The sequence below is a fragment of the Brevibacillus laterosporus DSM 25 genome (assembly GCF_002706795.1).
GTDB classification, from domain to species: Bacteria; Bacillota; Bacilli; order Brevibacillales; family Brevibacillaceae; genus Brevibacillus_B; species Brevibacillus_B laterosporus.
This window is the reverse complement of the sequence record NZ_CP017705.1, coordinates 1,367,501-1,389,978: the sequence shown is the minus strand read 5'-3', so window position 1 is coordinate 1,389,978 and position 22,478 is coordinate 1,367,501. Positions and strand designations below refer to the sequence as shown.

Annotated in this window: 23 protein-coding genes (1 of these 23 cut by a window edge); 16 read left to right on the top strand and 7 right to left on the bottom strand. The window is 39.8% G+C overall.

All coding sequences use genetic code 11. The annotated features are described in order from the left end of the window. Window positions 1-154: 154 nt before the first annotated feature. From BrL25_RS06695 to BrL25_RS06685, 3 genes are all read left to right on the top strand, one after another. Entirely contained in the window at window positions 155-835 is a 681-nt protein-coding gene (locus BrL25_RS06695; RefSeq protein ID WP_018673764.1) for a copper homeostasis protein CutC, read from the top strand. Between the two features lie 37 nt (window positions 836-872). After that, window positions 873-1,205, top strand: a complete 333-nt coding sequence (lpdD, locus tag BrL25_RS06690; RefSeq protein ID WP_018673765.1) for a prenylated flavin chaperone LpdD — start codon at window positions 873-875, stop codon at window positions 1,203-1,205. Window positions 1,206-1,305: 100 nt separating this feature from the next. After that, entirely contained in the window at window positions 1,306-2,763 is a 1,458-nt protein-coding gene (locus BrL25_RS06685) for a YfcC family protein (RefSeq protein WP_018673766.1), read from the top strand. Window positions 2,764-2,891: 128 nt separating this feature from the next. Here BrL25_RS06685 and BrL25_RS06680 read toward each other — a convergent pair whose 3' ends face one another. Together BrL25_RS06680 and BrL25_RS06675 are read right to left on the bottom strand one after the other, a co-directional pair. Further along, entirely contained in the window at window positions 2,892-3,812 is a 921-nt protein-coding gene (locus BrL25_RS06680; RefSeq protein WP_018673767.1) for a pseudouridine-5'-phosphate glycosidase, read from the bottom strand. Next, window positions 3,809-4,903: a carbohydrate kinase gene (locus BrL25_RS06675; RefSeq protein WP_018673768.1), complete on the bottom strand. Its 1,095-nt coding sequence runs from the start codon at window positions 4,901-4,903 to the stop codon at window positions 3,809-3,811. The genes BrL25_RS06680 and BrL25_RS06675 overlap by 4 nt, the downstream gene beginning before the upstream one ends. 208 nt (window positions 4,904-5,111) lie before the next feature. Between BrL25_RS06675 and BrL25_RS06670 the strand changes: the two genes are divergently transcribed. Both BrL25_RS06670 and BrL25_RS06665 read left to right on the top strand, forming a co-directional pair. After that, complete coding sequence (locus BrL25_RS06670; RefSeq protein WP_018673769.1) at window positions 5,112-5,903, top strand: DeoR/GlpR family DNA-binding transcription regulator; 792 nt, start codon at window positions 5,112-5,114, stop codon at window positions 5,901-5,903. Between the two features lie 81 nt (window positions 5,904-5,984). After that, window positions 5,985-6,545 carry a hypothetical protein gene (locus BrL25_RS06665; RefSeq protein ID WP_018673770.1) on the top strand — a complete coding sequence of 187 codons (561 nt, stop codon included), beginning with the start codon at window positions 5,985-5,987 and terminating at the stop codon, window positions 6,543-6,545. 61 nt (window positions 6,546-6,606) lie between these two features. Here the strand turns inward: BrL25_RS06665 and BrL25_RS06660 are convergent, their stop codons facing one another. Continuing rightward, on the bottom strand, window positions 6,607-7,383 hold the full coding sequence (locus BrL25_RS06660) for a Cof-type HAD-IIB family hydrolase (RefSeq protein ID WP_018673771.1): 777 nt from the start codon (window positions 7,381-7,383) through the stop codon (window positions 6,607-6,609). 214 nt (window positions 7,384-7,597) lie between these two features. Between BrL25_RS06660 and BrL25_RS06655 the strand changes: the two genes are divergently transcribed. The 7 genes from BrL25_RS06655 (at window position 7,598) to BrL25_RS06625 (ending at window position 13,744) form a co-directional block, all read left to right on the top strand. Then, complete coding sequence (locus tag BrL25_RS06655; protein WP_018673772.1) at window positions 7,598-8,596, top strand: LacI family DNA-binding transcriptional regulator; 999 nt, start codon at window positions 7,598-7,600, stop codon at window positions 8,594-8,596. Window positions 8,597-8,711: 115 nt separating this feature from the next. Further along, entirely contained in the window at window positions 8,712-9,452 is a 741-nt protein-coding gene (locus BrL25_RS06650; RefSeq protein ID WP_018673773.1) for an SIMPL domain-containing protein, read from the top strand. Window positions 9,453-9,590: 138 nt separating this feature from the next. Next, window positions 9,591-10,610, top strand: a complete 1,020-nt coding sequence (locus BrL25_RS06645) for an aromatic acid exporter family protein (RefSeq protein ID WP_018673774.1) — start codon at window positions 9,591-9,593, stop codon at window positions 10,608-10,610. Between the two features lie 25 nt (window positions 10,611-10,635). Next, window positions 10,636-11,412 carry a polysaccharide deacetylase family protein gene (locus tag BrL25_RS06640; RefSeq protein ID WP_018673775.1) on the top strand — a complete coding sequence of 259 codons (777 nt, stop codon included), beginning with the start codon at window positions 10,636-10,638 and terminating at the stop codon, window positions 11,410-11,412. A 92-nt stretch (window positions 11,413-11,504) separates the two neighbouring features. Beyond that, window positions 11,505-12,524: a phosphotransferase gene (locus BrL25_RS06635; protein ID WP_236847675.1), complete on the top strand. Its 1,020-nt coding sequence runs from the start codon at window positions 11,505-11,507 to the stop codon at window positions 12,522-12,524. A gap of 250 nt (window positions 12,525-12,774) precedes the next feature. After that, window positions 12,775-12,936, top strand: coding sequence for an aspartyl-phosphate phosphatase Spo0E family protein (locus BrL25_RS06630; RefSeq protein WP_003340731.1), 162 nt, complete (start codon window positions 12,775-12,777; stop codon window positions 12,934-12,936). Between the two features lie 181 nt (window positions 12,937-13,117). Next, window positions 13,118-13,744 carry a SurA N-terminal domain-containing protein gene (locus BrL25_RS06625; protein ID WP_018673777.1) on the top strand — a complete coding sequence of 209 codons (627 nt, stop codon included), beginning with the start codon at window positions 13,118-13,120 and terminating at the stop codon, window positions 13,742-13,744. A 144-nt stretch (window positions 13,745-13,888) separates the two neighbouring features. On the opposite strand, the gene BrL25_RS06620 is transcribed toward BrL25_RS06625, so the two are convergent. From BrL25_RS06620 to BrL25_RS06605, 4 genes are all read right to left on the bottom strand, one after another. Continuing rightward, window positions 13,889-15,673: a PAS domain S-box protein gene (locus BrL25_RS06620; protein ID WP_018673778.1), complete on the bottom strand. Its 1,785-nt coding sequence runs from the start codon at window positions 15,671-15,673 to the stop codon at window positions 13,889-13,891. Window positions 15,674-15,935: 262 nt separating this feature from the next. Beyond that, on the bottom strand, window positions 15,936-18,080 hold the full coding sequence (locus tag BrL25_RS06615; protein ID WP_026315334.1) for a PAS domain S-box protein: 2,145 nt from the start codon (window positions 18,078-18,080) through the stop codon (window positions 15,936-15,938). A gap of 45 nt (window positions 18,081-18,125) precedes the next feature. Continuing rightward, window positions 18,126-18,587, bottom strand: a complete 462-nt coding sequence (locus BrL25_RS06610) for a YiiD C-terminal domain-containing protein (RefSeq protein WP_018673780.1) — start codon at window positions 18,585-18,587, stop codon at window positions 18,126-18,128. A gap of 33 nt (window positions 18,588-18,620) precedes the next feature. Beyond that, complete coding sequence (locus tag BrL25_RS06605) at window positions 18,621-18,968, bottom strand: DUF952 domain-containing protein (RefSeq protein ID WP_018673781.1); 348 nt, start codon at window positions 18,966-18,968, stop codon at window positions 18,621-18,623. Between the two features lie 191 nt (window positions 18,969-19,159). Here BrL25_RS06605 and BrL25_RS06600 point away from each other — a divergent pair, with 191 nt between their 5' ends. The 4 genes from BrL25_RS06600 to BrL25_RS06590 form a co-directional block, all read left to right on the top strand. After that, complete coding sequence (locus BrL25_RS06600) at window positions 19,160-20,782, top strand: long-chain fatty acid--CoA ligase (protein ID WP_018673782.1); 1,623 nt, start codon at window positions 19,160-19,162, stop codon at window positions 20,780-20,782. A gap of 83 nt (window positions 20,783-20,865) precedes the next feature. Continuing rightward, window positions 20,866-21,006 (top strand): hypothetical protein, encoded by a 141-nt coding sequence (locus BrL25_RS25135; protein WP_018673783.1) that lies wholly within the window; start codon window positions 20,866-20,868, stop codon window positions 21,004-21,006. Window positions 21,007-21,247: 241 nt separating this feature from the next. Next, entirely contained in the window at window positions 21,248-21,841 is a 594-nt protein-coding gene (locus BrL25_RS06595; protein ID WP_018673784.1) for a fatty acid metabolism transcriptional regulator FadR, read from the top strand. 244 nt (window positions 21,842-22,085) lie between these two features. Further along, a protein-coding gene (locus tag BrL25_RS06590; protein ID WP_018673785.1) for a GNAT family N-acetyltransferase crosses the window boundary here: on the top strand, window positions 22,086-22,478 show its 5' end (the start). 504 nt of this gene lie beyond the right edge of the window; 393 of the gene's 897 nt are visible here — the first part of the coding sequence; its start codon is at window positions 22,086-22,088; its stop codon lies beyond the right edge, outside the window.

The window sequence follows — 22,478 nt, the reverse complement described above, 5'->3', positions numbered from 1 at the left end:
AAGTATAGATTATTGGATCAAGCTGTCTGGTTTAAGATAATAAAGCAATGGCAAGCCGTAAGAACTCTTGCCGTTTTTGATGCAGAGTGGTCACTCACCATGCTAAAGTAAAAGGAATAACCAATGTGTGTACAAAAAAGGGAGTGAAGGTAGCATGCTGCTTGAAGTAATTGCAACTACAGTAGATGATGCGAAGCGAGCAGAGGCAGGCGGAGCGGATCGATTGGAATTGATTACAGGTATTGTGGAAGGAGGACTTACTCCTAGCTATGCTTTAATAAAACATGTGGTCAATCAAGTGAAGATCCCCGTACATGTGATGGTGCGTCCTCATAGCCAATCCTTTGTTTATACGATAGACGATCTAAAAGTGATGCAGCAAGATATACAAACCATCCGGGAATTAGGTGCAGCAGGTGTGGTTCTTGGGACTTTAACGCCTGATAATCACATTGATTTTCGGGCATTAGAGGCTTTGTTAACAGAAACAGGTCATATGCATGTTACATTTCATCGGGCGTTTGATGAAGTAGAGAACCAACTAGAAGCGCTTGAACAATTACTACAGTATAAAGAGATTACTCACATTCTAACATCTGGTGGCAAGTCAAGTGCCCTACAAGCGGTTGATCAGATTAAAACATTGGTAGAACGAACTGCTTCTACACACCTAACCATATTAGCAGGTGCTGGTTTAACAATAGATACCGTGCCCACCTTTGTAAAAGAGACAGGCGTTAGGGAAGTCCATTTTGGCACGGGAGTAAGGCAGAATGGACAAGCATTGGAACCGGTGGATCCGCAATTAGTTGCTTTATTGAAAAGGAAACTATAATGATAGAAGCTAGTGAGATAAAAGGAGGGAGTAAGTAATGAAGAAACGCCCGTTTAACATAGAGATACGACGACAGATGATGGGAGAGGATATCGTCTATCTGATAGGTGGTGGAGTGGTACATATTGGTGCAGTTGCGACAGCTTATTGGCGGAATGAGCAAGTAAAAGTGGAGCTTATAACATTACCTGGTCATAAGGAAGATCAATTGGCATTGGAATGTGCAAGTTTAGCTTGTGAACAAAAAAAATGCACAGTAACAGCTATTGTGGGCATTCATATAGATCAAGCTAGCAAGGAAGAAATCATGCTGGCAGTAAAGACAACTCGTGAAGCAATGCATGAAGAGCTCTTTGGAGAAGGAAAATAGTAATTAGTTACCCCTTTTTTCAACTGTCATAGAACTGAAAAAAGTTGGTTCTTTTTTTCACGTTATAATAGACGGATGCGAAAGGGGGATTTTGTTTTACATGAATGCACTATTTTTCAAGATGAAAAGGAGAAACAAGCATCCTAGAGAATTAAACGTCTTCGTCTTGTTGCTAGGCATTTTACTATTGGCAACTGTACTTACGTATATAGTACCTGCTGGAGAATATGCTCGCGTTGAGATTGATGGGCGTAATGTGGTTAATCCCACTAGCTTTCACTTTCTACCGTCTAAGCCTGTCCATCCATTTGATACGCTGATTAGTATTCATAAAGGAATGGTTGAGACAGCCGACATTATTTTCTTTGTCCTCATGGTAGGAGGAACATATGGAATTATTACATACTCCGGCGCAATGGAGGCTTTGGTGCTAACTATGGCACGTAGGCTAGGGAATCAGGAAAAATGGCTGGTTCCACTGATGATGCTATTCTTTGGTGTCTGTGGTTCCTTAATGGCAATGGCTGAGGAGACACTACCGTATCTAGCCTTACTTATTCCTTTAGCTTTGGCATTAGGTTTTGATGTAATTACAGGTGCAGCGATTGTACTAGTAGGGGCCCAAATCGGTTTTAGTACTGCTCTTATTAATCCTTTTACTATTGGTGTTGCTCAGAAGATAGCAGAACTTCCTCTGTTTTCTGGTATGAGCTTTCGAATTGGGCTATTTGTGGTTCTATACATAGTTAGTGTTACCTTTGTATATCGCTATGCGATGAAAGTGAAGAGAGACCCATCTAAAGGTTTCTTTGTGGAGAATAGCTTTGGAAAAGAGATGCCTCGTAGTTATTTTACTCCTATTGATTTGCAAGCCTCAGACAAACAAAAGGTAGTAGATCACAAAGTATTTCTCACCAAGCACAAGCTTGTTCTACTTAGCTTCCTGCTGACATTAGGTACAATTGCATTTGGTGTCATCAAGCAAGGGTGGTTTATTTCTGAGATTGCCACCATATTTTTAGGTTTAGCGTTGGTATCTGGTTTAATCTGCCGTATGAGTGGAAACGAGTTTGTTACTTGCTTTATCAGAGGGGCAGCAGATTTATTAGAAGGGGCTCTAATCATTGGAATGGCCCGGGCTATCTTACTGGTTCTGACAGAAGGGCAGGTAATGGATACGATTCTGTTCTATTCAGCTCAAGCTATTCAGCAGATACCCTCCTCTTTAACAGCTATGGGCATGTTTATCCTTCAATGCTTTTTAAATGTGATTGTCCCGTCGGGGAGTGGTCAAGCGGCACTAACAATGCCAATCATGACACCTTTGGCTGATTTGGTGGGCATCACTCGTCAGACCGCAGTATTAGCCTTTCAATTGGGAGACGGCTTTACTAATATTGTAACTCCTACCTCTGGATATTTTATGGCTGGACTAGCCTTGGCCAAAATTCCGTGGATTCGCTGGTTTAAGTGGATTATGCCTCTAATTGGTTTGCAGATAATAGTGGGAGGTATTGCTATCATCGTTGCACAGGTGATTGGATATGGGCCTTACTAACAAACCATGCGTAGGCTATTAAAATAAAAATGAGAGCAGTTCCAGAAGATGGGGAAACCACTTTGGAACTGCCCTTTTTAGATAATTGAAGTGTTTTAGACCAAAATGATATCTAGATTTTTACTATCTTATTGATGTTGTTTCTTTTTGTATTCAACTGCAATCTTAGCAGCTACCTCTGCGTTGTGATATACAAGTGCGATGTTGGTTTCTAAGCTTTTGCCTGCTGTTAGTTCTTTTACTTTTGAAAGCAAGAAAGGTGTTACTTTTTTACCAGCGATATTATTTTCTTTGGCTTCAGCTAATGCTTGCTGGATTGCAGCTTCAATCTGATCGTATGGAAGAGCAGATTCTTCTGGTACAGGATTGGAGATAACCATTCCACCCTGCATACCTAGCTTCCATTTCGTATCCATTACGGAAGCTACTGAATCAGGCGTGTCCAATTTGAAGTCAACGCCGTAGCCGCTCTTACGGGAGTAGAAGGAAGGGAATTCGTCTGTTTTGTAACCAACTACTGGTACACCTTGTGTTTCTAAGTATTCCAATGTACGTCCGATATCTAGAATTGATTTGCAACCTGCGCAAACCACGGCTACGCTAGTATTCGCCAATTCTGTTAGGTCAGCAGATACGTCCCACGTTACTTCTCCTTCACGGTGAACCCCACCAATACCACCTGTAGCAAACATTTCGATACCAGCTAGTTCAGCAGCAATCATAGTGCCTGCAACAGTGGTCGCTCCAATTTTACCTGTTGCTAGGATATAAGGGAAATCACGGCGGCTTACTTTCTCGACGGATTTGTTAGTAGCGAATTCTTGTAATTCTTGATCGGTAAGACCAATTTTAATTTTGCCATCCATGATACCAATAGTAGCTGGTACAGCACCGTTATCGCGAATGATTTGCTCAACTTTTTTAGCCATCTCAATATTTTGTGGATACGGCATACCGTGAGAGATAATGGTTGTTTCCAAAGCGACGATCGGTAATTTATTTTCTAGGGCGTGTGCAACCTCTTCAGTAAAAGTTAAGTAGTTTTTCATTGTGCATTCTCCTTTACGAACTGATATAGTTTTTCCGGCTGTAATTCGGGAGAGACAGATTGTTCTGTTACTAGCGTCAGAGCTGATGCAGCAAGACCTAAGCGGCAAGCATCTAAAAGCTCTTCACCATGTAGAACACCATGCAGCAAACCTGAAGCAAAGGCATCACCAGCACCGGTAACATCAACTACATCAACTGGATATGGTGGAAGTAAAACCTCATGCTCAGGGGAGGACACAAAAATGCCTTGTTCACCCATGGTTACGATGACATTGAGAGCACCGCGTTTACGAATCAACTGGCAAGCTGTTTTTACATCCTCTACATTGTTAATCTTCATGCCAGATAGAATCTCAGCTTCTTCCTGATTAGGTAAAATGCTTGTGATACCCATGAGAGATTCTGGTAATTTTTTCGCTTTGGCAGAAGAGACGGGATCAATATACAAAGTAATGTTCTCATCGTGGCAACGTGTGATCATGTATGCCAACACTTCCTCAGGTAAGTTCGTATCTAGAAGCACAATGTCGGAAGCAACGATATGAGTCCATTTCTCTGCAATCATCTCGGTTGTTACTTTTTCATAAATATCCATGTTTGCTAGGGAAACGTACATTTCACCATCTACATCTAGTAGTGCTGTGTAAGTACCTGTTTGTTCAGAGGAGAGCATCCAGGATTGACTAACGTCTACGCCATGCTGTTTGGTTTCTGCAAGAACCCATTCACCTTCTTTGTCATTACCTACGCTTGTAATAAGCGAGGTAACGCAACCAAGACGTCCCAAATTTTCGGCAATGTTTCGGGCAACCCCTCCACATGATGAAGAGATGCTAACTGGATTGGAAGAGTGCAGTTTTACTTGTTGTTTACTGCGAGCTTTGCGATCCAGATTGGCTCCCCCAAGGCAAGTGATGGAAGCTTCTTCTTTTAAAATGTAGGCTCTTCCTTTGATTTGGCCTTGTTTCATCATAGTGGCAATATACCCTGCTACAGCTGAGCGGGAAATTCCCATTTTATTGGCTAATTCTTGTTGACTGATGAAGGGATTCAAACGGATGTAGTGCAAGATTTGTTGTTCTTTATCCATATGACACTCCTCCTTTCGAACAAAAGTTTATCATTTAAACAAAAGTTTGTAAAGTATTTGTTTATGAAGTATGATAGGAGAAAACATTTTACAAAAATTCTTGTGGGCTATTTCTAGTAATAGTTTCTCTACTATCTAAGCAAAAGTCTATCTGAAAAACAAAAGTTGAGTTACAATAACAAAAAGTGGCGAAAAAGGGGCGGTTGGTGTGTCATTAGTAGGAGAGGAACGAAAGGAGCTCATCTTAGAACTACTACAACAAGAAGGAAAAGTAAAAACAACAGAGCTAGTAGAAAAGCTACAAGTCTCTTCAGAATCCGTACGTCGGTATTTAGAAGAGCTGGAACAAGAGCAGAGGCTCAAGCGAGTTTATGGAGGAGCTGTAAAAGTTGGTGGAGACATTGAGTTACTTTCTTATAAAGATGACTCAGAAATTTGTTATAGCAGCATAAAAGGAATTGCGCAGACAGCAGCAAATTTAGTACAACATGGTGAGAGTGTAGTGCTAGATGATGGGGTTATTTCACTATATATGTTGCCCTACTTATTAGAAAAACAAGACGTGACGATCATTACCTGCTCTGTACGATTACTGCAAGCTTTTTTTCTGCAAGAGAAAAGGGATGAGTTTTCAGGAGATATCTATTTTCTAGGTGGGAAGGTACATCAAAAGCATGCACGTGTATGCGGATTGATGACAGAAAAAATGATGGAATATTTCCATGCAGATAAAGCTTTCTTGTGTGTAGATGGATTATCCTTACAAAAAGGAATGAGCCATCATGATGCTGAACGAGCTTTTTTAGTCCGCAAATTTATGGAGAATTCAAAGAAATGTATCGTGCTTTGTGATCAGGCTAAATTGGAATTACAGACTTTTTATAAAATTGCAGACATAAAAGACATCCAGACGATTATTTGTGATAGAGAAATACCAGAGGAATGGATAGAAAAATGTCAAGAATGGCAGGTACAATGGTTGATTGCCTCCGAGGTGTAACCGGTTACACAGAACTTTCGTACATATTCTTACTGTGCTAACACATAATAACAGCAAACATGAGAGTTCAGGAGGCACAACATGTGGTACAGCAGTTGGATGCTTACGGTATTGATGATTGGATACACAGGATGGGGCGGAGATACGGCGAACTCTCTTCGGGGAGAACAGCACACCCAAGTCATCCAAAATGAACTAAAAATCCGTTCCGTCAAAGAACTAACCAATGAGTCCCAGGCTATTATTCATGCAACAGCATTGGAATCCATTAATGAACAAGCTACAGACCGATCTGTTCAAGGAAGAAGAGTTGTCAAATATACACAAACCTTTCAAGTAAAAACGACACTAAAGGGGAACATAGGGAGCCAAGTACGGATTATCTTTTATGGATTGGAACCTAAACCTGTGGCTAGAGACCCTTTAAATTTACAGTATCCTGGGGCACTTGGGGATGGTGAATATTTTTTGTTCTTAAAAAAATTGGATTCCAATTCCTACACAACCGTAGATAAATGGCAAGGAATCTATCCTATCTTCGGGGGAAGAACGGTTGCTCTGGAGGGACAAGGAATTTCTGAATTAAATGGATTAACACCGAATCAGATGATTGATAAAATAAAACAGATAACAAGACAATAATAGAGAAAGCCGTTTTCTGTATAAAGAGAAAACGGCTTTTTTAGGAAGCTCTTATTATAAATTAGTCTAGCAATCCCAACATAGCTAACCCCTTTGCAATCCCATCCTCATTACAATGTGCTGTCACATAGCGGGCTTTTTGTTTTGCTTCTGCAACGGCATTGCCCATAGCCACACCGTGTCCTACGGTTTCAAGCATTTCTAAATCGTTTAGACCATCACCAAAGGCATAGGTGTGTTCAAGAGAAAATTTACCGTGTTCCAGCATTTTTTGAATACCGACTGCCTTGGAGCTTCCTAATGGAATAATATCTAAGGCATAATCATGCCAGTGAATAAAGCCTAACTGCGGGAAACGCTCTACGTACTCTTTTGCAGGCTCCGGTGAGCAGAAGATGATGCTTTGATAGATCGGGTTTTGCTTGTAATAATCAGGATCAAGCAAAGGTTTAGCCAATTGCAGCTCACCATAAATTTCGTCCAAACGAGGATCGTTAAGATGGTTGGCACATAACATTTCATGATTTACATAGGTGAGAACGTGACCGTGCTTGTCGGCAAGGTTCGTTAAATCTGTTAATTGCTCCATCGAGATCGGATTACTATAGATTGCTTCTCCTTCAAACACAACATATTGACCGTTTATAGAAACATAAGAATGGATGTCTAATTCCCTACAAATATCTTCTAATTGCTTAGGCATACGACCAGAAGCAATAGCCGTATAGATTCCATTTTCACGTAATCGACGTACAGCGTCGCGTGTGCTTGCTAGCAATTGCTTATCATCGGTAAGTAAGGTTCCGTCTACATCAAAAAATACGATTTTTCTCTCCACTTGGATTTCCTCCGCTTTTCTCTAGTTGATCTAAGTGATACCACTGTGTCGTAACGCCCAGAGGTCACGCCGACACCAAGTGATACTAACAAGACTAACCTTACAATATGAAAAGCATTTCAGGTCAAGTAATTTCTTCAGATTTTCTAGAGAACAATGAGAACATAGCATCTATAAACGGCTTATTTTACAATGGAGAGAGGGGGGATGACACATGGCTAATATAAAACAGATAGCTGAGCTAGCAGGTGTATCTATTACAACCGTATCACGGGTTCTTAACAATCATCCCTATGTACAGGAAGCTAAGCGTAAGGCAGTCTGGGATGCCGTACATAAGCTTAATTACTCGCCGAACAGTAACGCTGTTCATTTGGTAAAGGGGAGAACAGGTATGGTGGCGGTCCTCTTACCGTTTGTCAATCATCCCTTTGCTGGAATGGTGTTGGAAGGAATTGCTGAACAAGCACTACTGAATAATTACCGATTAATTTTATGTCAGACCAATTATGATCAAAATGAAGAAAAGCGTGTATTGGATATGCTGAAATCCAAGCAAATAGATGGAGTGATCATTGTTTCAAGAAAAGGCAAATGGGAAATGGTAGAGTCGTACGCTTCCTATGGACCTATTGTTGCTTGTGAGAAAGTAGATAGTGAAGTTATTTCTTATGTACATGTTGATCGGTATAAAGGTACGAAGGAATGTTTTCGTTATCTAGTAGAAAAAGGCTATCGACAAATTGGTTTTTCTCTTGGAACTAGTGGAACTCATAATGGAAAAAAACGTATGCAGGCTTATTTGGAAGGTATTGCTGATTTGGGAGAACGCGTAAGACCAGAATGGATTTTTGAAAATTGCTATCAGATGGAGGATGGTTCGCAGGTTGTGCAGCGATTGGCTCAGCTAAAAGAACGTCCACAAGCGATTATGGTAGCAGGTGATTTACCGGCAGCAGGTATGATAACAGAAGCAAAAAAACTAGGATGGGGCATCCCTGAGGACTTGGCTATTATCGGCTTTGATAATTTACCGTTGGCGAGCATCCTTGATCTAACAACCATGAATGTACCTAGCTTTGAAGCAGGAAAGGTTGCTTTTCAGTTATTTATCGAACAAATTCCTGAGCGGGGAAACAAGCTAAAGGATAGAACAATCGTCACTAGAAAGGTAGAACTTCCGTTGAAGTTTATCACACGAGGCAGTGCGTGATCTTTTCTGTTGAAACGAATTCAACAATAGGTTCGTCAAAGCAGATATTCAGATAATGCGTAGATTGGCAGAATGCTGAAAAAGTGTAGCGCATGAGTGAAAGGTGGCAATAATCATGAGAAAAAAAGCAATGAATAAAGTAGTAGCATCCTTTCTGACGGTTGGATTGTTAACAGGGGGGAGTTTATTGGCTTCTGTACCTGCCGTACATGCTCAAGAAGCACAGATAATCCGCAACATTAGTGTTACAGGAGTAGGTAGTATCTCTATTGACCCAGATGTGGCTTATCTTCAAGTAGGAGTAGAGACGAATGCTAAAACAGCGAAGGAAGCACAAGAAAAGAATGCAAAAATTTTTGCTGCAGTGGAAAAGGTGTTGAAACAAGAGGGGTTATCTGAGAAGGAAATTCAGACCATTCAATTTACAACCAGTCCACAATACAATTACGAAGATAAAGCAGGTCCTGTCCTAACAGGTTACCAAAGCCAGCATATTGTGAAGGTAACGTATCGACATTTAGATAAGATTGGTAATTTGTTAGATAAGCTGTCGGCAGCTGGCGCTAATCGAATTGATTCGGTTCAGCTGAGCACAGATAAACAAGCAAAATATGAAGGGCAAGCTTTAACGCTAGCTGTGCAAAATGCAAAAGCTAAAGCAGAAGCGTTAGCAAAGGCATCTGGAGTGACAGTGAAAAAAGTACTAACCATTTCAGAGAGCAATGTCATAGAACGTCCCTATATGCTAGCGAAGAGCGAATTATCGATGCAGGATTCAGCAGCACGAGGCAGTTCAATCGCTCCTGGACAAATTAAAGTAGAAACAACTGTTTCGGTACAGTTTGAAATTGAGTAGAACGGAATAGAAAAGAAAAACGGGGAGACTTGAACAGTCGCTCCGTTTTTTTATTTACTCAAAAAGATTTCATCTTTTTCCAATAAAGGTAGAGAGCTTATAGTATAGTGAGGAGAAGAGGAAGAAAGGAGGCAATAGATGCCGTATATTGGTTACCGAACACTGAAAACAGCAATTGGTGCTGGATTATCTATTTTTCTCGCTCAATTACTTGGACTAGAGTTCTACGCTTCAGCAGGTACATTAACCATCTTATGCATTCAAATTACGCGAAAGCGTTCGTTAAGCGTCTCCATCGACCGATTTCTAGCATGCTTACTCGCTATGGTTTTTAGCTTTCTGTTCTTTAAGCTGGTTGGATTTCATGCTTTCACCATCACGATGTTGATGTTGATTTTTATTCCGACATTAGTGCGCTTACGTGTAATTGAGGGGTTTATTTCCAGTTGTGTCATCATGCTACATATCTATTTAAAACAGGATTTGAGCTGGGGCTTCTTATGGAACGAAATACAATTGGTCACGATCGGTATAGGAATCGGGCTCCTTATGAATTTATATATGCCTAATAAGGATAAGGAATTGTGGGAGCTTCAGCAAAAAGTAGAAAAAAACTTTTCTGTAATTTTAAAGGAATTGGCAGGCTATTTACGCCATGGGGAAGATGGATGGCCAGGATCAGAAATGGTGGAAACACCTATCTTGATTAAAAAGGCAAAAGAGCTCTCCTTACTGATTGTTGAAAATAATTTGTTGCGACCCGAATCGACCATTTATCGTTATTTTGGTATACGGGAGAAACAATTTGATATCTTAGAGCGCATGCTACCTATAGTTTCTAGCCTTTCTTTACAGGTTCCACAGGGAAAACAGATTGCTGATTTTCTTGATGAGTTGAGTGTAAAAATCCATCCAGGCAACACGTCATACGTATATTTGGATGGTATTCGAGAAATAAGGGAACGCGTACGTCAAGAGCCTTTGCCTGTTACACGTGAAGAATTTGAAGTGAGGGCATCACTTTTTTATCTGTTGAGTGAGATTGAACAATATCTATTACTCAAACATAATTACATTCGTTCAGAGAGAGAAGCAGAACGAATGCATGCGCGTTTAAAATTGGGGAAAGCCAAAGCAAAGGCAAAACAAAAAGAGTAATTTTTAACCAATGGGAGATGTTTTGATGAAGCAAGTGATTTTATTTTTGCAAGTAATTGCATTGATGTTGATACTTCCAGCTTCTGTGGGAGCCGTATACTCAATGAAGGGGATTCCTGTATTGATTTATCATTCCATCGCGGATAAGCCGGATAATCCGTACTGCGTACCTCCTAGAGAGTTTGAGGAACAAATGAAATGGTTACATGATGAAGGATATCAGACTTTGACAGCAACTGAATTACTTCAATACTATAATGAAGGAAAGCCTGTGCCAGACAAGGCCGTTGTGATAACAATTGATGACGGGTATGATGACAATTATCTGATCGCCTATCCAATTTTTCAAGCCTATAAGCAAAAAGCGACAATCTTTGTTACAGCTGGTTCAGTAGGAAGACCTTCCTTTATGACCTGGGATCATATGAACGAAATGCACAGCAGTGGATTAATTGACTTTCAATCACATACAATGACGCATGCTCATCTAGATAAATTATCACCTGATGCTGTTTATCAGGAATTAGCTCTGTCCAAGGCCATGTTGGAAGCTAAACTACATAAAAATATAGACATCCTTGCTTATCCATATGGAGGATTTAATCGTGCTATGTTGCCAACGGTACGCGAAGTGGGATATAAAATGGCGTTTACAACTGTACCTAGTAAGACAACCCAGAAGCAAGGCATGTATACTCTTCACCGCCTAGAAATCCATCCTAAAGCTTCACTTCAAGCTATGCTTCAACCAAAGCTAAAACCAACTACTCATCTTACATTTTTAAACTCTCTGTCACGATAGGTGATGGAGAGTTTTTTTGAAGAAAAAATGGGTGCTTATTTCCGTCTGTTTTCACCATCCGTTCTCATCTTCTCGGCGTATGATGAAAGAGAATGAACAGATTGGATGTGATTCTGTTGAACACGGATTTAAGGAAAGCCGTGGAACATACGTATTGTATGCAAATCCTAGAAACAGAAATTTTGCATGATACGGGGAGAACGATCGTAATCCATTTGAAAACATCAAAGGGAGACTACGTCCTGAAGAGGATCATTCTGGAAGAGGAACGATTACTGTTTATCCTAGCAGTAGAGGATCAAATTCGGAATACTGGTATCTATATTCCAATTGTTTTACCTACAGCCGATGGAAAGCGTTATTTTACTTGGGAAAATCAATATTATTTAATGCAACAGTACATTTATGGCGATCCATCAGCTGATCCGAACATGGGTGAAACCACCGTAGATAATATATGGGAGCGTGGTGTTTTATTAGGCCAATTGCATCGTGCATCTTATGGGTTTAGTACTCCCATGAGCCAAAAATACATGGGATTGAATAATTGGGATGAACAATATCAATCAGGACTTCGTTATTTGAAACGATGGTATGAAAGAAACAAGAACCGCTCCTCAGAACGAAAACAGGTGATGTGTGAGTATCTCCCATATTTTCAGGTGGCTGGTCATCAGATTTACCAAGCATTACAAAGGTCTAGCTATTATGCTAATTTGAAATACCGATCAGTTGCCGAACAATGGATTTGTCATGGTGATTTTCATCGGGGGAATGTCTTTAAACGAAGAGGGCAATTTTGGGTCATTGATTGGGAATTTACCCGTCATGATTTTCCCTCTAAAGATTTGGAACGGTTGGTGAATTTGCTTGTGAAAAAACAGAGCCAGTGGAGCAGAGAAGCTTTTACTACCTTAATAGACCAATATTTATCTAAAAATGCTCTGTCCCAGGCGGATCAATGGATACTGTATCATGACTTAGCTTTTCCACATGGAGTGAGAAGAATGGTTCGGTACGGTATGTATAAAAAGGGTTCTGTTAGTGATTTGGAGGAACTTTTACAAAAAGAGTGGGATCGAAGCGAGCATCTAAAACAATTGCTAGACTAACTGAATTAGGATATATTAGGAAACTAAACAATGAGAGGGAAAGTGTCGAAAGAGTCTGTTTAGTAGAAAATGCTGGCGCTTTCTCTCGAAAATAGGTAAGGCATCTCAGTAAACTTTTTTTGATTAGGGAAATGCGAGTAATTATGACAAGCTCTCGCATGTTTTTACAGGGAAAGTCGAAAGGTTTTACTAGTAAACAATTGGAAACATACCTATACTAAGTAAGGAAAGTATACGTGTGGAGGGTGTTATGGAAGAGGTAACGTTAGAATCAACAATTGAAATTTTACGATCAGACATGATTCAGGCTTATAAAGAAAAAGGTAATTTTGTCGATTCACGGGTAGTACATATAAGTCAACAGCTAGATACCTACATTGTCCAACTTCAACTGCTACGTCGCCATTCATAGGATTACAGTATTTCCTAAGAAACATAACAGGAGAAGTTTACACAACCTGACATGGTTAGGTTGTTTTTTGTTTGAGTTTCTTACACGGATTCCATATTTTTTACACAAGTTCTCATTTCTTTTATGTTACACTAGGTGAAGAATATGAAGGAAAGTATAGAATGGCAAAAGGAGTAGAATGATGAAAAAATTTGACGCAACCATGCTTACTATTGCAATCCTAGTAGTAGGTTTAGTTATACTAGGCGTGACAGGTAAGCAGGAAACAAAAGAACCAGCAGTTGCTACTGTTAATGGTGAGGCAATCACGAAAGATCGTGTAATTAATGGCTTTACCCCTAAAGGTCAGCAAAAGGTTATGGAAAATGCAATCAAAGAAATCGTTATAAGACAAGAAGCGAAAAAGCTTGGGGTACAGGTCGACCAGAAAGCAATAGATGCTGAAATAGAACAAATTAAAAAAAGCTGGGGCACGAAAGAAGAATTTGAGGAGTTCTTAGACCGCAAGAAAATTACGGAAGCAGACATGCGTAAGGATTTAGAGATGAGCGAGCTTTCTGAGAATGCCTTTGCTAAATCCATTCCATTGAAAGACGAAGAAATTAAGAAATATTTTGAACAGCATAAAACAGAATTTGGTGAAAACGCTGTTTATGAAAATGTAAAAGATAAAGTAAAAGAGAAGGCAATGAGTGAACACAAAAAAGAGTTTTTTGATCAATGGATCCATACTCTAGTGAAAAATGCTGATATTAAATACATCAGTAAAATTGAACAACCTGTCTTCGAGGAAACCGAGAAGAAGTAAAAAAAGTTATTTAGACGCAATCAAAATCACTCCCTATGTATTGACTAGGGAGTGATTTTTTTATGGTAACAGTTATACAAGGGATAGAGAGACTCCTATCTCTGAAAAATGAAAAGCCTCATGTTCTCTAGAATTCCCTTGTTACTATGACATGTAGGGTAGGGTAATCTCAATGGTAGTTCCCTGATTCATTTCACTTCGTAGCTGTAGGGTGCCATTGTGCTCACGAATAATTTTGGAACTAATCATGAGCCCAAGTCCAGTTCCGGTTTCTTTGGTTGTATAGAATGGTTTTCCTATTTTTTCTAGTGTAGACAGAGGTATACCGCAGCCTTCATCCGAGAAGCGGATTACTACATGTTGCTCTAGTTTTTTTACCTCAATATGTATGCAACCTCCAGAGGGCATAGCTTCTACACTATTTTTAATAAGATTGATAAATACTTGCTTTAACTGACGGGCTTCACAGAGAAGGTAGGGAATATCTGTTTCCCAGTGAGTAGAGATGGTGACATTAGCTAATATAGCTTGCGACTCTAATAGTGTAATCACATCCTGCAATAAAGAGAGGATATCATTTGTTGCTAATTGGTATCCCTGTGGTTTAGCTAACAGTAATAATTCATTTGCAATAAAATGGATGCGATCTAATTCCTTTAGCATGATGTCTGTATATTTACTGCTGTCTTCAGGGTGGGTTTGCAAAAGCTGAGTGAATCCTCGCAAAGCCGTAAGCGGATTGCGAATTTCATGAGCTATACCAGCAGCTAATTCTCCAATAAGGGAGAGTTTTTCAGATTGACGTAAGAGGTTCTCGGTTTGTTTTTGATTGTGTATGTTCTCTCCGATGATGGCAAAGCCTAGAATATCTCCGTCTTTACTAAGCATGGGAATACAGGAAATTCGAATAAATAAAAAGTGTCCATCATGATGTCTGGCCCTGAATTCTATAGGATCAGCATCCGATTGTTTTGATTCGTATATATGATAAAACCATTTGCGCAAATGAGGGATATCATCAGGATGAAGATAGTCAAATGGGTGTTGTTGATAGTAGTCTTGCAGAGGGTGTCCGAATATATGTTCATGGGAGGGAGAAACAAAGACTACTTTACCGCGTGAATCTAGAAAAGTAATGAGATCTGAAGAATAATCTGCTAGAATTCGATACTTAAGTTGGCTTTCCCATAATGCTTCCTCTAACAAATGCTCGTGTGAAATTTCTTTTGCCATTCCCTGCATACCGACGATTTGATCTAAGGCAAGCAAGGGGAGAAACATAACCTGTATCCACACGGGATGTCCTTTTTTATGCCGGATGGAAAGAGTAGTTGCAAATGGAGTCCCTGTTTGAAGGCGTTCATAGATATGATGTGCTTCATTCCAATAATCTGGTTGTAGCAGGTCATAGACATTTTTTTGTAATAATTCAGACCCAGTGTAGCCAGTTAAGACACTACATTTCTCGTTCACATCTCGAAAAGCCCCTGTAATATCTAGGGTCATGTAAGCATCGTCAGGTAAAAGATGTGCATGATTTTGTTTGAACTTTTCGAAAATTTTACGCCATTTCGTTTTTTTGCCCAACTTTCTAATGAGAAGGAGATGAGCCGTTTGTCCCTGCTTCTTGTAGGACTGAATTAAAGTTTTTACATAAAGCGAGCCGTTATCTATCGTGTTGATTTCATAATGCCGTTCAATAGGGGATTTCTCGTCTTCGCAATCTCTCAGTGTAAAAGCAGGAAAAAACTCTTGTAGCGGCCTACCAATCAATTCTGTCTCTGCATACCCAATCCATTGGAGTAAAACGTTGTTCGTATAAACGATGATTCCTCTACTATCGATCTGAATGACTCCTGTTGGTAGATGATCAAGGATATCCTGATGCGATACAGAGGAAAAGAACGGGAGAGCTTTCAAGTTACTCATGTAAAAAAACCACCCTGCCTTCTTAAAAACTGGAGCACACTCTTCCATTTAAGGATGAAAAAGGAAAACGTTATCTTTACTTTAAGTCATGAAAGCTTTTTGTTCAATACTAGTCTTTATTAATTGTTAGGAGGGTGATAAAAATAAGAGCCGTTCCTCTTACTCTTACAAGATTGGCGAAATCGGCTCTAATTAATTGATCATAGAGGAACTCCAAGGAAGCATGTAGTTCTGGCATGCATGGTAATACGTCTGACCGCTATTACTTAGAAGCTTGGGGGGGAGCGAGTGGTAGACGGATTGTGATTGTTGTACCTTTGCCTACTTCACTAGTTATAGACAAATTACCACGATGCTCTTTTATGATTTTTTGGGTAATCATTAAACCCAGCCCAGTTCCTTTTTCCTTTGTAGAGATGAAAGGTTGTCCTAACTGAGAGATAAGCTCATCAGGAATTCCACAACCTTGGTCGATAACTTGAATATAAGTACTATCTTCTTTTGTACTTACCGAAATTTGTATAATGCCACCACTATCCATTGCTTCCAATGAGTTTTTAAGTAAATTGATAAATACTTGTTTTAATTGGTTTTCCTCACATTCTACATAGGGATCGTCATCACCAAAATCTAATAGTACCTGGACGTTGCTAATAATTGCCTGTGTCTGTAAAAGCAGAACAACGCTGGTCAACAGCTGATGCAGGCTCTTTTGCTGTAAACGTAATACTTGCGGTTTTGATAGAACTAAGAGTTCGCTAACAATCATGTTTATACGATCCAATTCCGTCAGCATAATTTGAAAATAAGGTTGATAATCCTTTACTGATGAACGTAGCAATTGTACGAATCCGCGTAGAGCTGCCAAGGGATTGCGAATTTCATGGGCTACCCCAGCAGCTAGTTCGCCGATAGCAGACAATTTTTCAGAGTTAAGTAATAGTTGCTCGGTTGCTTTTCGTTCTGTTATATCCCGTGAAATAGTTGCTGTTCCTACAATTTTTCCAGTCACATCATGAATAGGAGATAGGCTTAAGCTGACATAGAGCTTGCTACCATCTTTTCGCTCTTGATGTGTTTCATAACTGGTGATGTAATTATTTTCCTGATTATCACGGCAAACGAAAATCATCTGCTGTGAATCATTTGGCAGAAACTCATGCAAAGGACGACCAATCACTTCTTCACTACTCCAACCATACATTTTTTCAAAGGCACGATTTATACGTAATACAGTACCATCTAAATCCAAGACATAAATCGCATCGGTTGAGTTGGTAAACAGAGATTCAAGTAAATCTTTGGTTGAGCGTAGTTCTTCTTCTGCTTTTTTTCGTTCAGTTATATCAATACATGAAGCGATTACCTCGACCACACGATCATTGCGGATAATTGGGCGTAAGGAAGCTACATAGCAGACACCTACTACATTTTCTTCGTAGGTAACAGTTTCTCCCTGCCAAGCCCTTTCGTAGTAGCTGCGTTTACTTTGTAGATACGGGAGCACATCTTGCATACGTCGACCTACTACGTATTCTGGTGTGAGACCTAGACGATACAGCAATTCCCCATCTGCCATTGTATAGATAAATTCCTTACCAGATTTAATGAATTTAAAGGTCATACCTTTTTGCATTTGGAGCGTATTTTTCAAATCCTCCTGAGCCATCATGAGGGCACGCTCTGTTTGCTTTCGAGCAGTAATATCGAACCCCATAAAATAGACACCTACTACCTGTGACTCAAATACTTTAGGAAAGCTAATCAGGCAAATGTAGATGAGATGCCCTTGTTTATTGCAAAAGGGGATCTCTAGCTTGTAATGTCCACCTTGAAGAACACGACGGAATCGGATGCTCTCAGCTGTTCGATCTTCCTCAAACATCATTAAATCTTGATAAGAACGGCCAATTAATTCATGTGCGGAGTAGCCTAAAATCTGTTCGCTCGCATGGTTTAAACTGAAAATTCTGCCTTGTAAGTCCGTCGAATAAACAAGGAAGGGATTCTGCTCAAACAAGGATTGATAAAGATCCGATTTTTGGTCCTGATTTTGTTTGATATAGATAGCAAGAATTCGTGGAGTACTATTTGTGATAATTGTTGTGTGTACATCTATGGAAAAGCTAGCTCCATTCTTATGTAGACCAATCCATTCCTGGTTATAGGACGGAATAGATTGGTTTTCTTGTTGAAATAAAGAATGAAAGGTAGATCCATGAATGGTTGGAAATAAGATAGGGAAGGATTTGCCGATGATCTCTTCTTCCCGGTAGCCAAACGTGCTACTGGCTGCATGGTTGCAGCTAAGGATGTGACCAGTATCCGCTACGCTAATGATGCCTAACGGGGATTCGGCAATAAGTGACTGAAATAACGTATCGTTACCGGAAGAAAATAAATTCATATCATTCACGACCTGTCTCATCCAGTGTTAGTAACGTTGATAGCCCTATTGTCTACCGTCTTCGTTACGTTTCATATACATCTCAAAGTGAGCCAATGCACTTATTTCATCGGTACCTTCACGCTTGATTTCAGTGTGTACTGTAAAACGTATCCGATCGCTGGGTTGTACAAGTGTGTTACGAACCAATTGTTCTGTCTCTTTGGAAATGGAAGCTATCGCTACAATATCACCTTGAGCTGGTGCAGAGTATTCGATAGAACTTTTGGTTACCAGTAGCAGAATATGAGGAACTAAGTCAGAAAAGGTGGATAAAATGGAAGCAGCAGCGGCCGATTCAGCTAACGTAAATAGGGCACCAGCATGTATGGTGCCGACATGATTTACATTAGAAGGTGAAAAGGGGAGCTGAGCACATGCTTCACCAGGTGATGTGTGTGTGATGGTAACTCCAATGGTTTTTGCAAAAGGCACTTGCTTGACAAAAAATTGTTGAACGGGGTTCATTCTGACACTTCCCTTCTTATAACTTTACTTTCGTTACAAGGAAGAAAGTTCGGCAGGTAGGGAAAAATATCCTTTTTTGTCAGATGAAAACGATATTACTCGAATGACGGCATCTAAGTTGAGAGGACCATAAATATGTGGATACAATTGGCCGTCTTTAGCTAGATCATATTTTAATTCCGAGCTAAGTCGAGTAGGATCAATCACTAAGAGCAGTAGATGCTGTTGTCCTTTGTAGATTCGATTAGCAACACCTTCAAATTGTTCTGGAGTAGAACAGTGAATAAATCCTTCCGTGTCTAGGGATGGATGCAGATATGTACCTTGCTCTTGGGCAGTATTCCATTGCTGTTCTGTAGATATTTTAACAATAATCTCCATAGCTAACATTCTCCTTTTTGTGGCAGAAATATACAATTGTTTATCTGTACTATTCTACAACTTTCTTTAAGACTTGGGAAAGGAAAAACAAGAATTAGCAAGAATGAATATTCAGAAGCAAACGTTTAAGGCGGTTCGTGCAACTAGAAGAGCTCCGGTCCCAAAAGCAAAAAGAATAGGGGGAGTTTGCGATGATGAATGCACAATTAACACTTGCGCCTATGATGGAAAGAGCAGAAAAAATGTTTGGCAAAAAACAGGTAATATCACGTACATCTACGGGTATCTATCGATTCACCTACACAGAGATTGCAGAGAGAACTAGACGTTTGGCTAGCGTACTTGAATCACTAGGTATTAAACGTGGAGAACGAGTAGGGACTCTAGCGTGGAATCATCACCGACATTTAGAAGCCTACTTTGCCATTCCTAGTATGGGGGCGGTATTGCATACCATTAATATCCGCTTATCTCCTGAACACATCGTCTACATCATCAATCACGCAGAAGACCAGGTATTGTTGATAGATGATGACATTCTTCCATTAATCGAGCAACTAAAAGATCACTTACACACTGTAAAGGCATATGTACTGATGACTGATCACGATCAATTGCCTGCCTCCAGCCTAGAACCTCTTTATTCCTATGAACAGCTGTTAAACGAAGCAGACCCTTCCTATCAATATCCAACTGACATCCAAGAGAACGATCCAGCAGGTATGTGTTACACGTCTGCTACTACAGGGAATCCAAAAGGTGTTATCTATTCTCATCGAGGAATTGTATTACACTCCATGTCTCTAGGGTTAGCAGATACATTAGCATTAGCTGAACAAGATATTGCAATGCCAGTAGTTCCCATGTTTCATGTAAATGCGTGGGGCTTTCCTTTTGCTGCTACCTGGTTTGGTTGTACGCAGGTGATGCCGGGCCCACGTTTTACGCCTCAAATCTTAGCTCATCTGATTGAAACAGAAAAAATAAGTATTACGGCGGGAGTACCAACGATCTGGTTAGGTCTTTTACAGGAATTAGAGAATGGCCGATACGAAACCTCAAGTTTGCGAGCAGTTGTCTGTGGTGGATCTGCTTCCCCACGCAGTTTAGTAGAAACGTATCGCAAAAAATTTAACATTCCCTTCTATGTTGCCTATGGGATGACGGAAACCAGTCCGTTGGTTACATGCTCTAAGTTAAAAAGCTATCAGGAGGCGGAGCTATCTGAAGAAGAAAAATTAGATATTCTCTGCAAACAAGGAACGCTGGTTCCTGGACTTCAGATGAAGATAGTTGGTCCTCATGGAGAAGTGAAGGCGGATGGTGAAGAGATGGGTGAGCTGTTAATTCGCGGCCCATGGATTGCGGATAGCTATTATAAAGATGAACGTAGTGAAGAGACATTCCAAGATGGCTGGCTACATACGGGAGACGTAGCTACTGTGGATGCAGAGGGTTTTGTGAAGCTAGTCGACCGTACAAAGGATTTAATTAAGAGTGGAGGGGAGTGGATTTCTTCTGTAGATGTGGAAAATGCTTTAATGGGACATGAGTCCATATTAGAGGCTTCATGCGTGGGTGTACCTCATCCTCAATGGGGAGAACGACCAATAGCATGCGTGGTAATAAAAGAGGGACAAAGCGTTTCAAAGGACGAGATTCTTGCCTTTTTGGAACCTAAATTTGCGAAGTGGTGGCTACCAGATGATGTACTATTTGTGAAGGAGATTCCTAAAACATCTGTAGGCAAATTCCTAAAACGTGCTTTACGTGAACAAATTGTTGAGCATTATTCCAAGGAACCGCAAGCATAAAGAAAGATAGGTGTACGTTATCAGTTAAACGTCTAGCTCTTCTTTTTCTCTAATGAATATGTTGAGAGAAAGGGGGACTTTCTATGGAGTGGATACGCATTCAGTGTCAGCGATATGCGCAGCTTTGGTGGAAGGAACAGAATCTCGACGTGCAAGGAATAGCTTTACTATTTGGATTAGGTATGGTTAGTATTTTTGGGGTTATTTATATTATTTTACTATAGTCGTATAAAAGTCTTCTCTGCATCTAGGAGAGGGCTTTTTTACTTATCAAAATTTTTCTAGATTCACTATCCTTCATAGAGAAATTAGGGAAGTTATATGAAGATGGGCTGATTCTCGGGATAGTTGGGAAAGCGGACTTTGGTTTGTCTTTTAATAAACATTGGTGGGGGAGGTTTGTTATAATAGTCTAAAATAATGGGAGATTGATAAATAGCTCTATCAGTAGGCGAGGGGTTCAAAGTGCGGAAATTAAAGCCAAAGTATAAAAAGATTATTGAGGCTGCAACAGTAGTTATAGCTGAAAATGGGTTTCAACAGGCCCATGTGTCAAAGATTGCTAAAAGAGCTGGCGTTGCTGACGGTACCGTCTATCTATATTTTAAAAATAAGGAAGACATTTTGTTGTCGTTATTTGAAGATAAAATTACAGAGTTTCTAGAAGAAATGTCTCCTGATATAGATCGTGCGACTAAGGCGACCGATAAGCTACGAGTATTTGTAGAAGGTCATTTTTCACGATTCTCGAATAATCCTCATTTTGCTATGGTAACTCAATTAGAATTGAGGCATTCTGACAAAGAAGTACGGCGCACAATTAACAAGATCCTAAAGGATTATCTATCTATGATTGATAAGATATTAAAGCTGGGTATTGAAAATGGAGAATTTGACCCTCAATTAGATGTTAAAGTAACCCGTAGAATGGTCTTTGGAGTTGTCGATGATTTGATGACTAACTGGGTGATGAACGACCAAAATTACGATATTATGGAGCTTACGGATAGTGTTTATCAATTTGTAAGTCGAGGCTGTAGAGTTGTTCAGAAGGTATGAAGCAGTGAATAGTGTAAGGGGAATATGGGAGAAGCCGTATTTCCTTTTTTATTTGCTTTTTTCTCATTGTTAATTATAAAGGAATATTCATTCAATTTTTTTTGATAAATAAGTTTTTTTATCAGACTTAGTTGAACAAAGAAGAATCCAATGAGAGAATAAACTTGTTTTTGTGAGATAGTTTCAAATTTAGAAGCATCGTTTCTTTATGGATTTGCTTATTATTGATTAAAGGAGGATGAAGATGATTACTTTTAAACGATTGAGTCAGCTTACTTTTGAAGAAGCGGTGCAGCTTTGGAACGCAGGGTTTTCTGAATATTTCGTTGATATTCAGGTCGATACCAACTCTTTTCTGAAACGGTTAGGCAAGGATGAGCTTTCTCCTGATTTATCTATTGTGGCCTTTGAAGACGAGGAACCTATTGGTTTTATTCTGACTGGCTGGCGAATAATTAAAGGTAAAAAAGTAGCCTGGAATGGCGGAACCGCAATTAAACCAGAGTGGCGTGGACGTGGAGTAGGGAAGCTACTGATGAAGGAATTGCTCAGCATCTACGAGGAGATAAATATAGACGTGGCTACCTTAGAAGCGATTGCTGAGAATAAAAGTGCAATATCTCTTTATGAAAAAATG

Excerpts from the sequence above, each read along its gene's own strand:
- BrL25_RS06640 (WP_018673775.1), top strand. The coding sequence starts at position 10,636 with ATGAAGCAAGTGATTTTATTTTTGCAAGTAATTGCATTGATGTTGATA.
- BrL25_RS06685 (WP_018673766.1), top strand. The coding sequence starts at position 1,306 with ATGAATGCACTATTTTTCAAGATGAAAAGGAGAAACAAGCATCCTAGA.
- BrL25_RS06675 (WP_018673768.1), bottom strand. The coding sequence starts at position 4,903 with ATGGATAAAGAACAACAAATCTTGCACTACATCCGTTTGAATCCCTTC.
- lpdD (WP_018673765.1), top strand. The coding sequence starts at position 873 with ATGAAGAAACGCCCGTTTAACATAGAGATACGACGACAGATGATGGGA.
- BrL25_RS25135 (WP_018673783.1), top strand. The coding sequence starts at position 20,866 with ATGGAGTGGATACGCATTCAGTGTCAGCGATATGCGCAGCTTTGGTGG.
- BrL25_RS06680 (WP_018673767.1), bottom strand. The coding sequence starts at position 3,812 with ATGAAAAACTACTTAACTTTTACTGAAGAGGTTGCACACGCCCTAGAA.
- BrL25_RS06625 (WP_018673777.1), top strand. The coding sequence starts at position 13,118 with ATGAAAAAATTTGACGCAACCATGCTTACTATTGCAATCCTAGTAGTA.
- BrL25_RS06610 (WP_018673780.1), bottom strand. The coding sequence starts at position 18,587 with ATGAACCCCGTTCAACAATTTTTTGTCAAGCAAGTGCCTTTTGCAAAA.
- BrL25_RS06665 (WP_018673770.1), top strand. The coding sequence starts at position 5,985 with ATGTGGTACAGCAGTTGGATGCTTACGGTATTGATGATTGGATACACA.
- BrL25_RS06695 (WP_018673764.1), top strand. The coding sequence starts at position 155 with ATGCTGCTTGAAGTAATTGCAACTACAGTAGATGATGCGAAGCGAGCA.
- BrL25_RS06600 (WP_018673782.1), top strand. The coding sequence starts at position 19,160 with ATGATGAATGCACAATTAACACTTGCGCCTATGATGGAAAGAGCAGAA.
- BrL25_RS06605 (WP_018673781.1), bottom strand. The coding sequence starts at position 18,968 with ATGGAGATTATTGTTAAAATATCTACAGAACAGCAATGGAATACTGCC.
- BrL25_RS06645 (WP_018673774.1), top strand. The coding sequence starts at position 9,591 with ATGCCGTATATTGGTTACCGAACACTGAAAACAGCAATTGGTGCTGGA.
- BrL25_RS06620 (WP_018673778.1), bottom strand. The coding sequence starts at position 15,673 with ATGAGTAACTTGAAAGCTCTCCCGTTCTTTTCCTCTGTATCGCATCAG.
- BrL25_RS06655 (WP_018673772.1), top strand. The coding sequence starts at position 7,598 with ATGGCTAATATAAAACAGATAGCTGAGCTAGCAGGTGTATCTATTACA.
- BrL25_RS06650 (WP_018673773.1), top strand. The coding sequence starts at position 8,712 with ATGAGAAAAAAAGCAATGAATAAAGTAGTAGCATCCTTTCTGACGGTT.
- BrL25_RS06635 (WP_236847675.1), top strand. The coding sequence starts at position 11,505 with ATGAACAGATTGGATGTGATTCTGTTGAACACGGATTTAAGGAAAGCC.
- BrL25_RS06615 (WP_026315334.1), bottom strand. The coding sequence starts at position 18,080 with ATGAATTTATTTTCTTCCGGTAACGATACGTTATTTCAGTCACTTATT.
- BrL25_RS06630 (WP_003340731.1), top strand. The coding sequence starts at position 12,775 with ATGGAAGAGGTAACGTTAGAATCAACAATTGAAATTTTACGATCAGAC.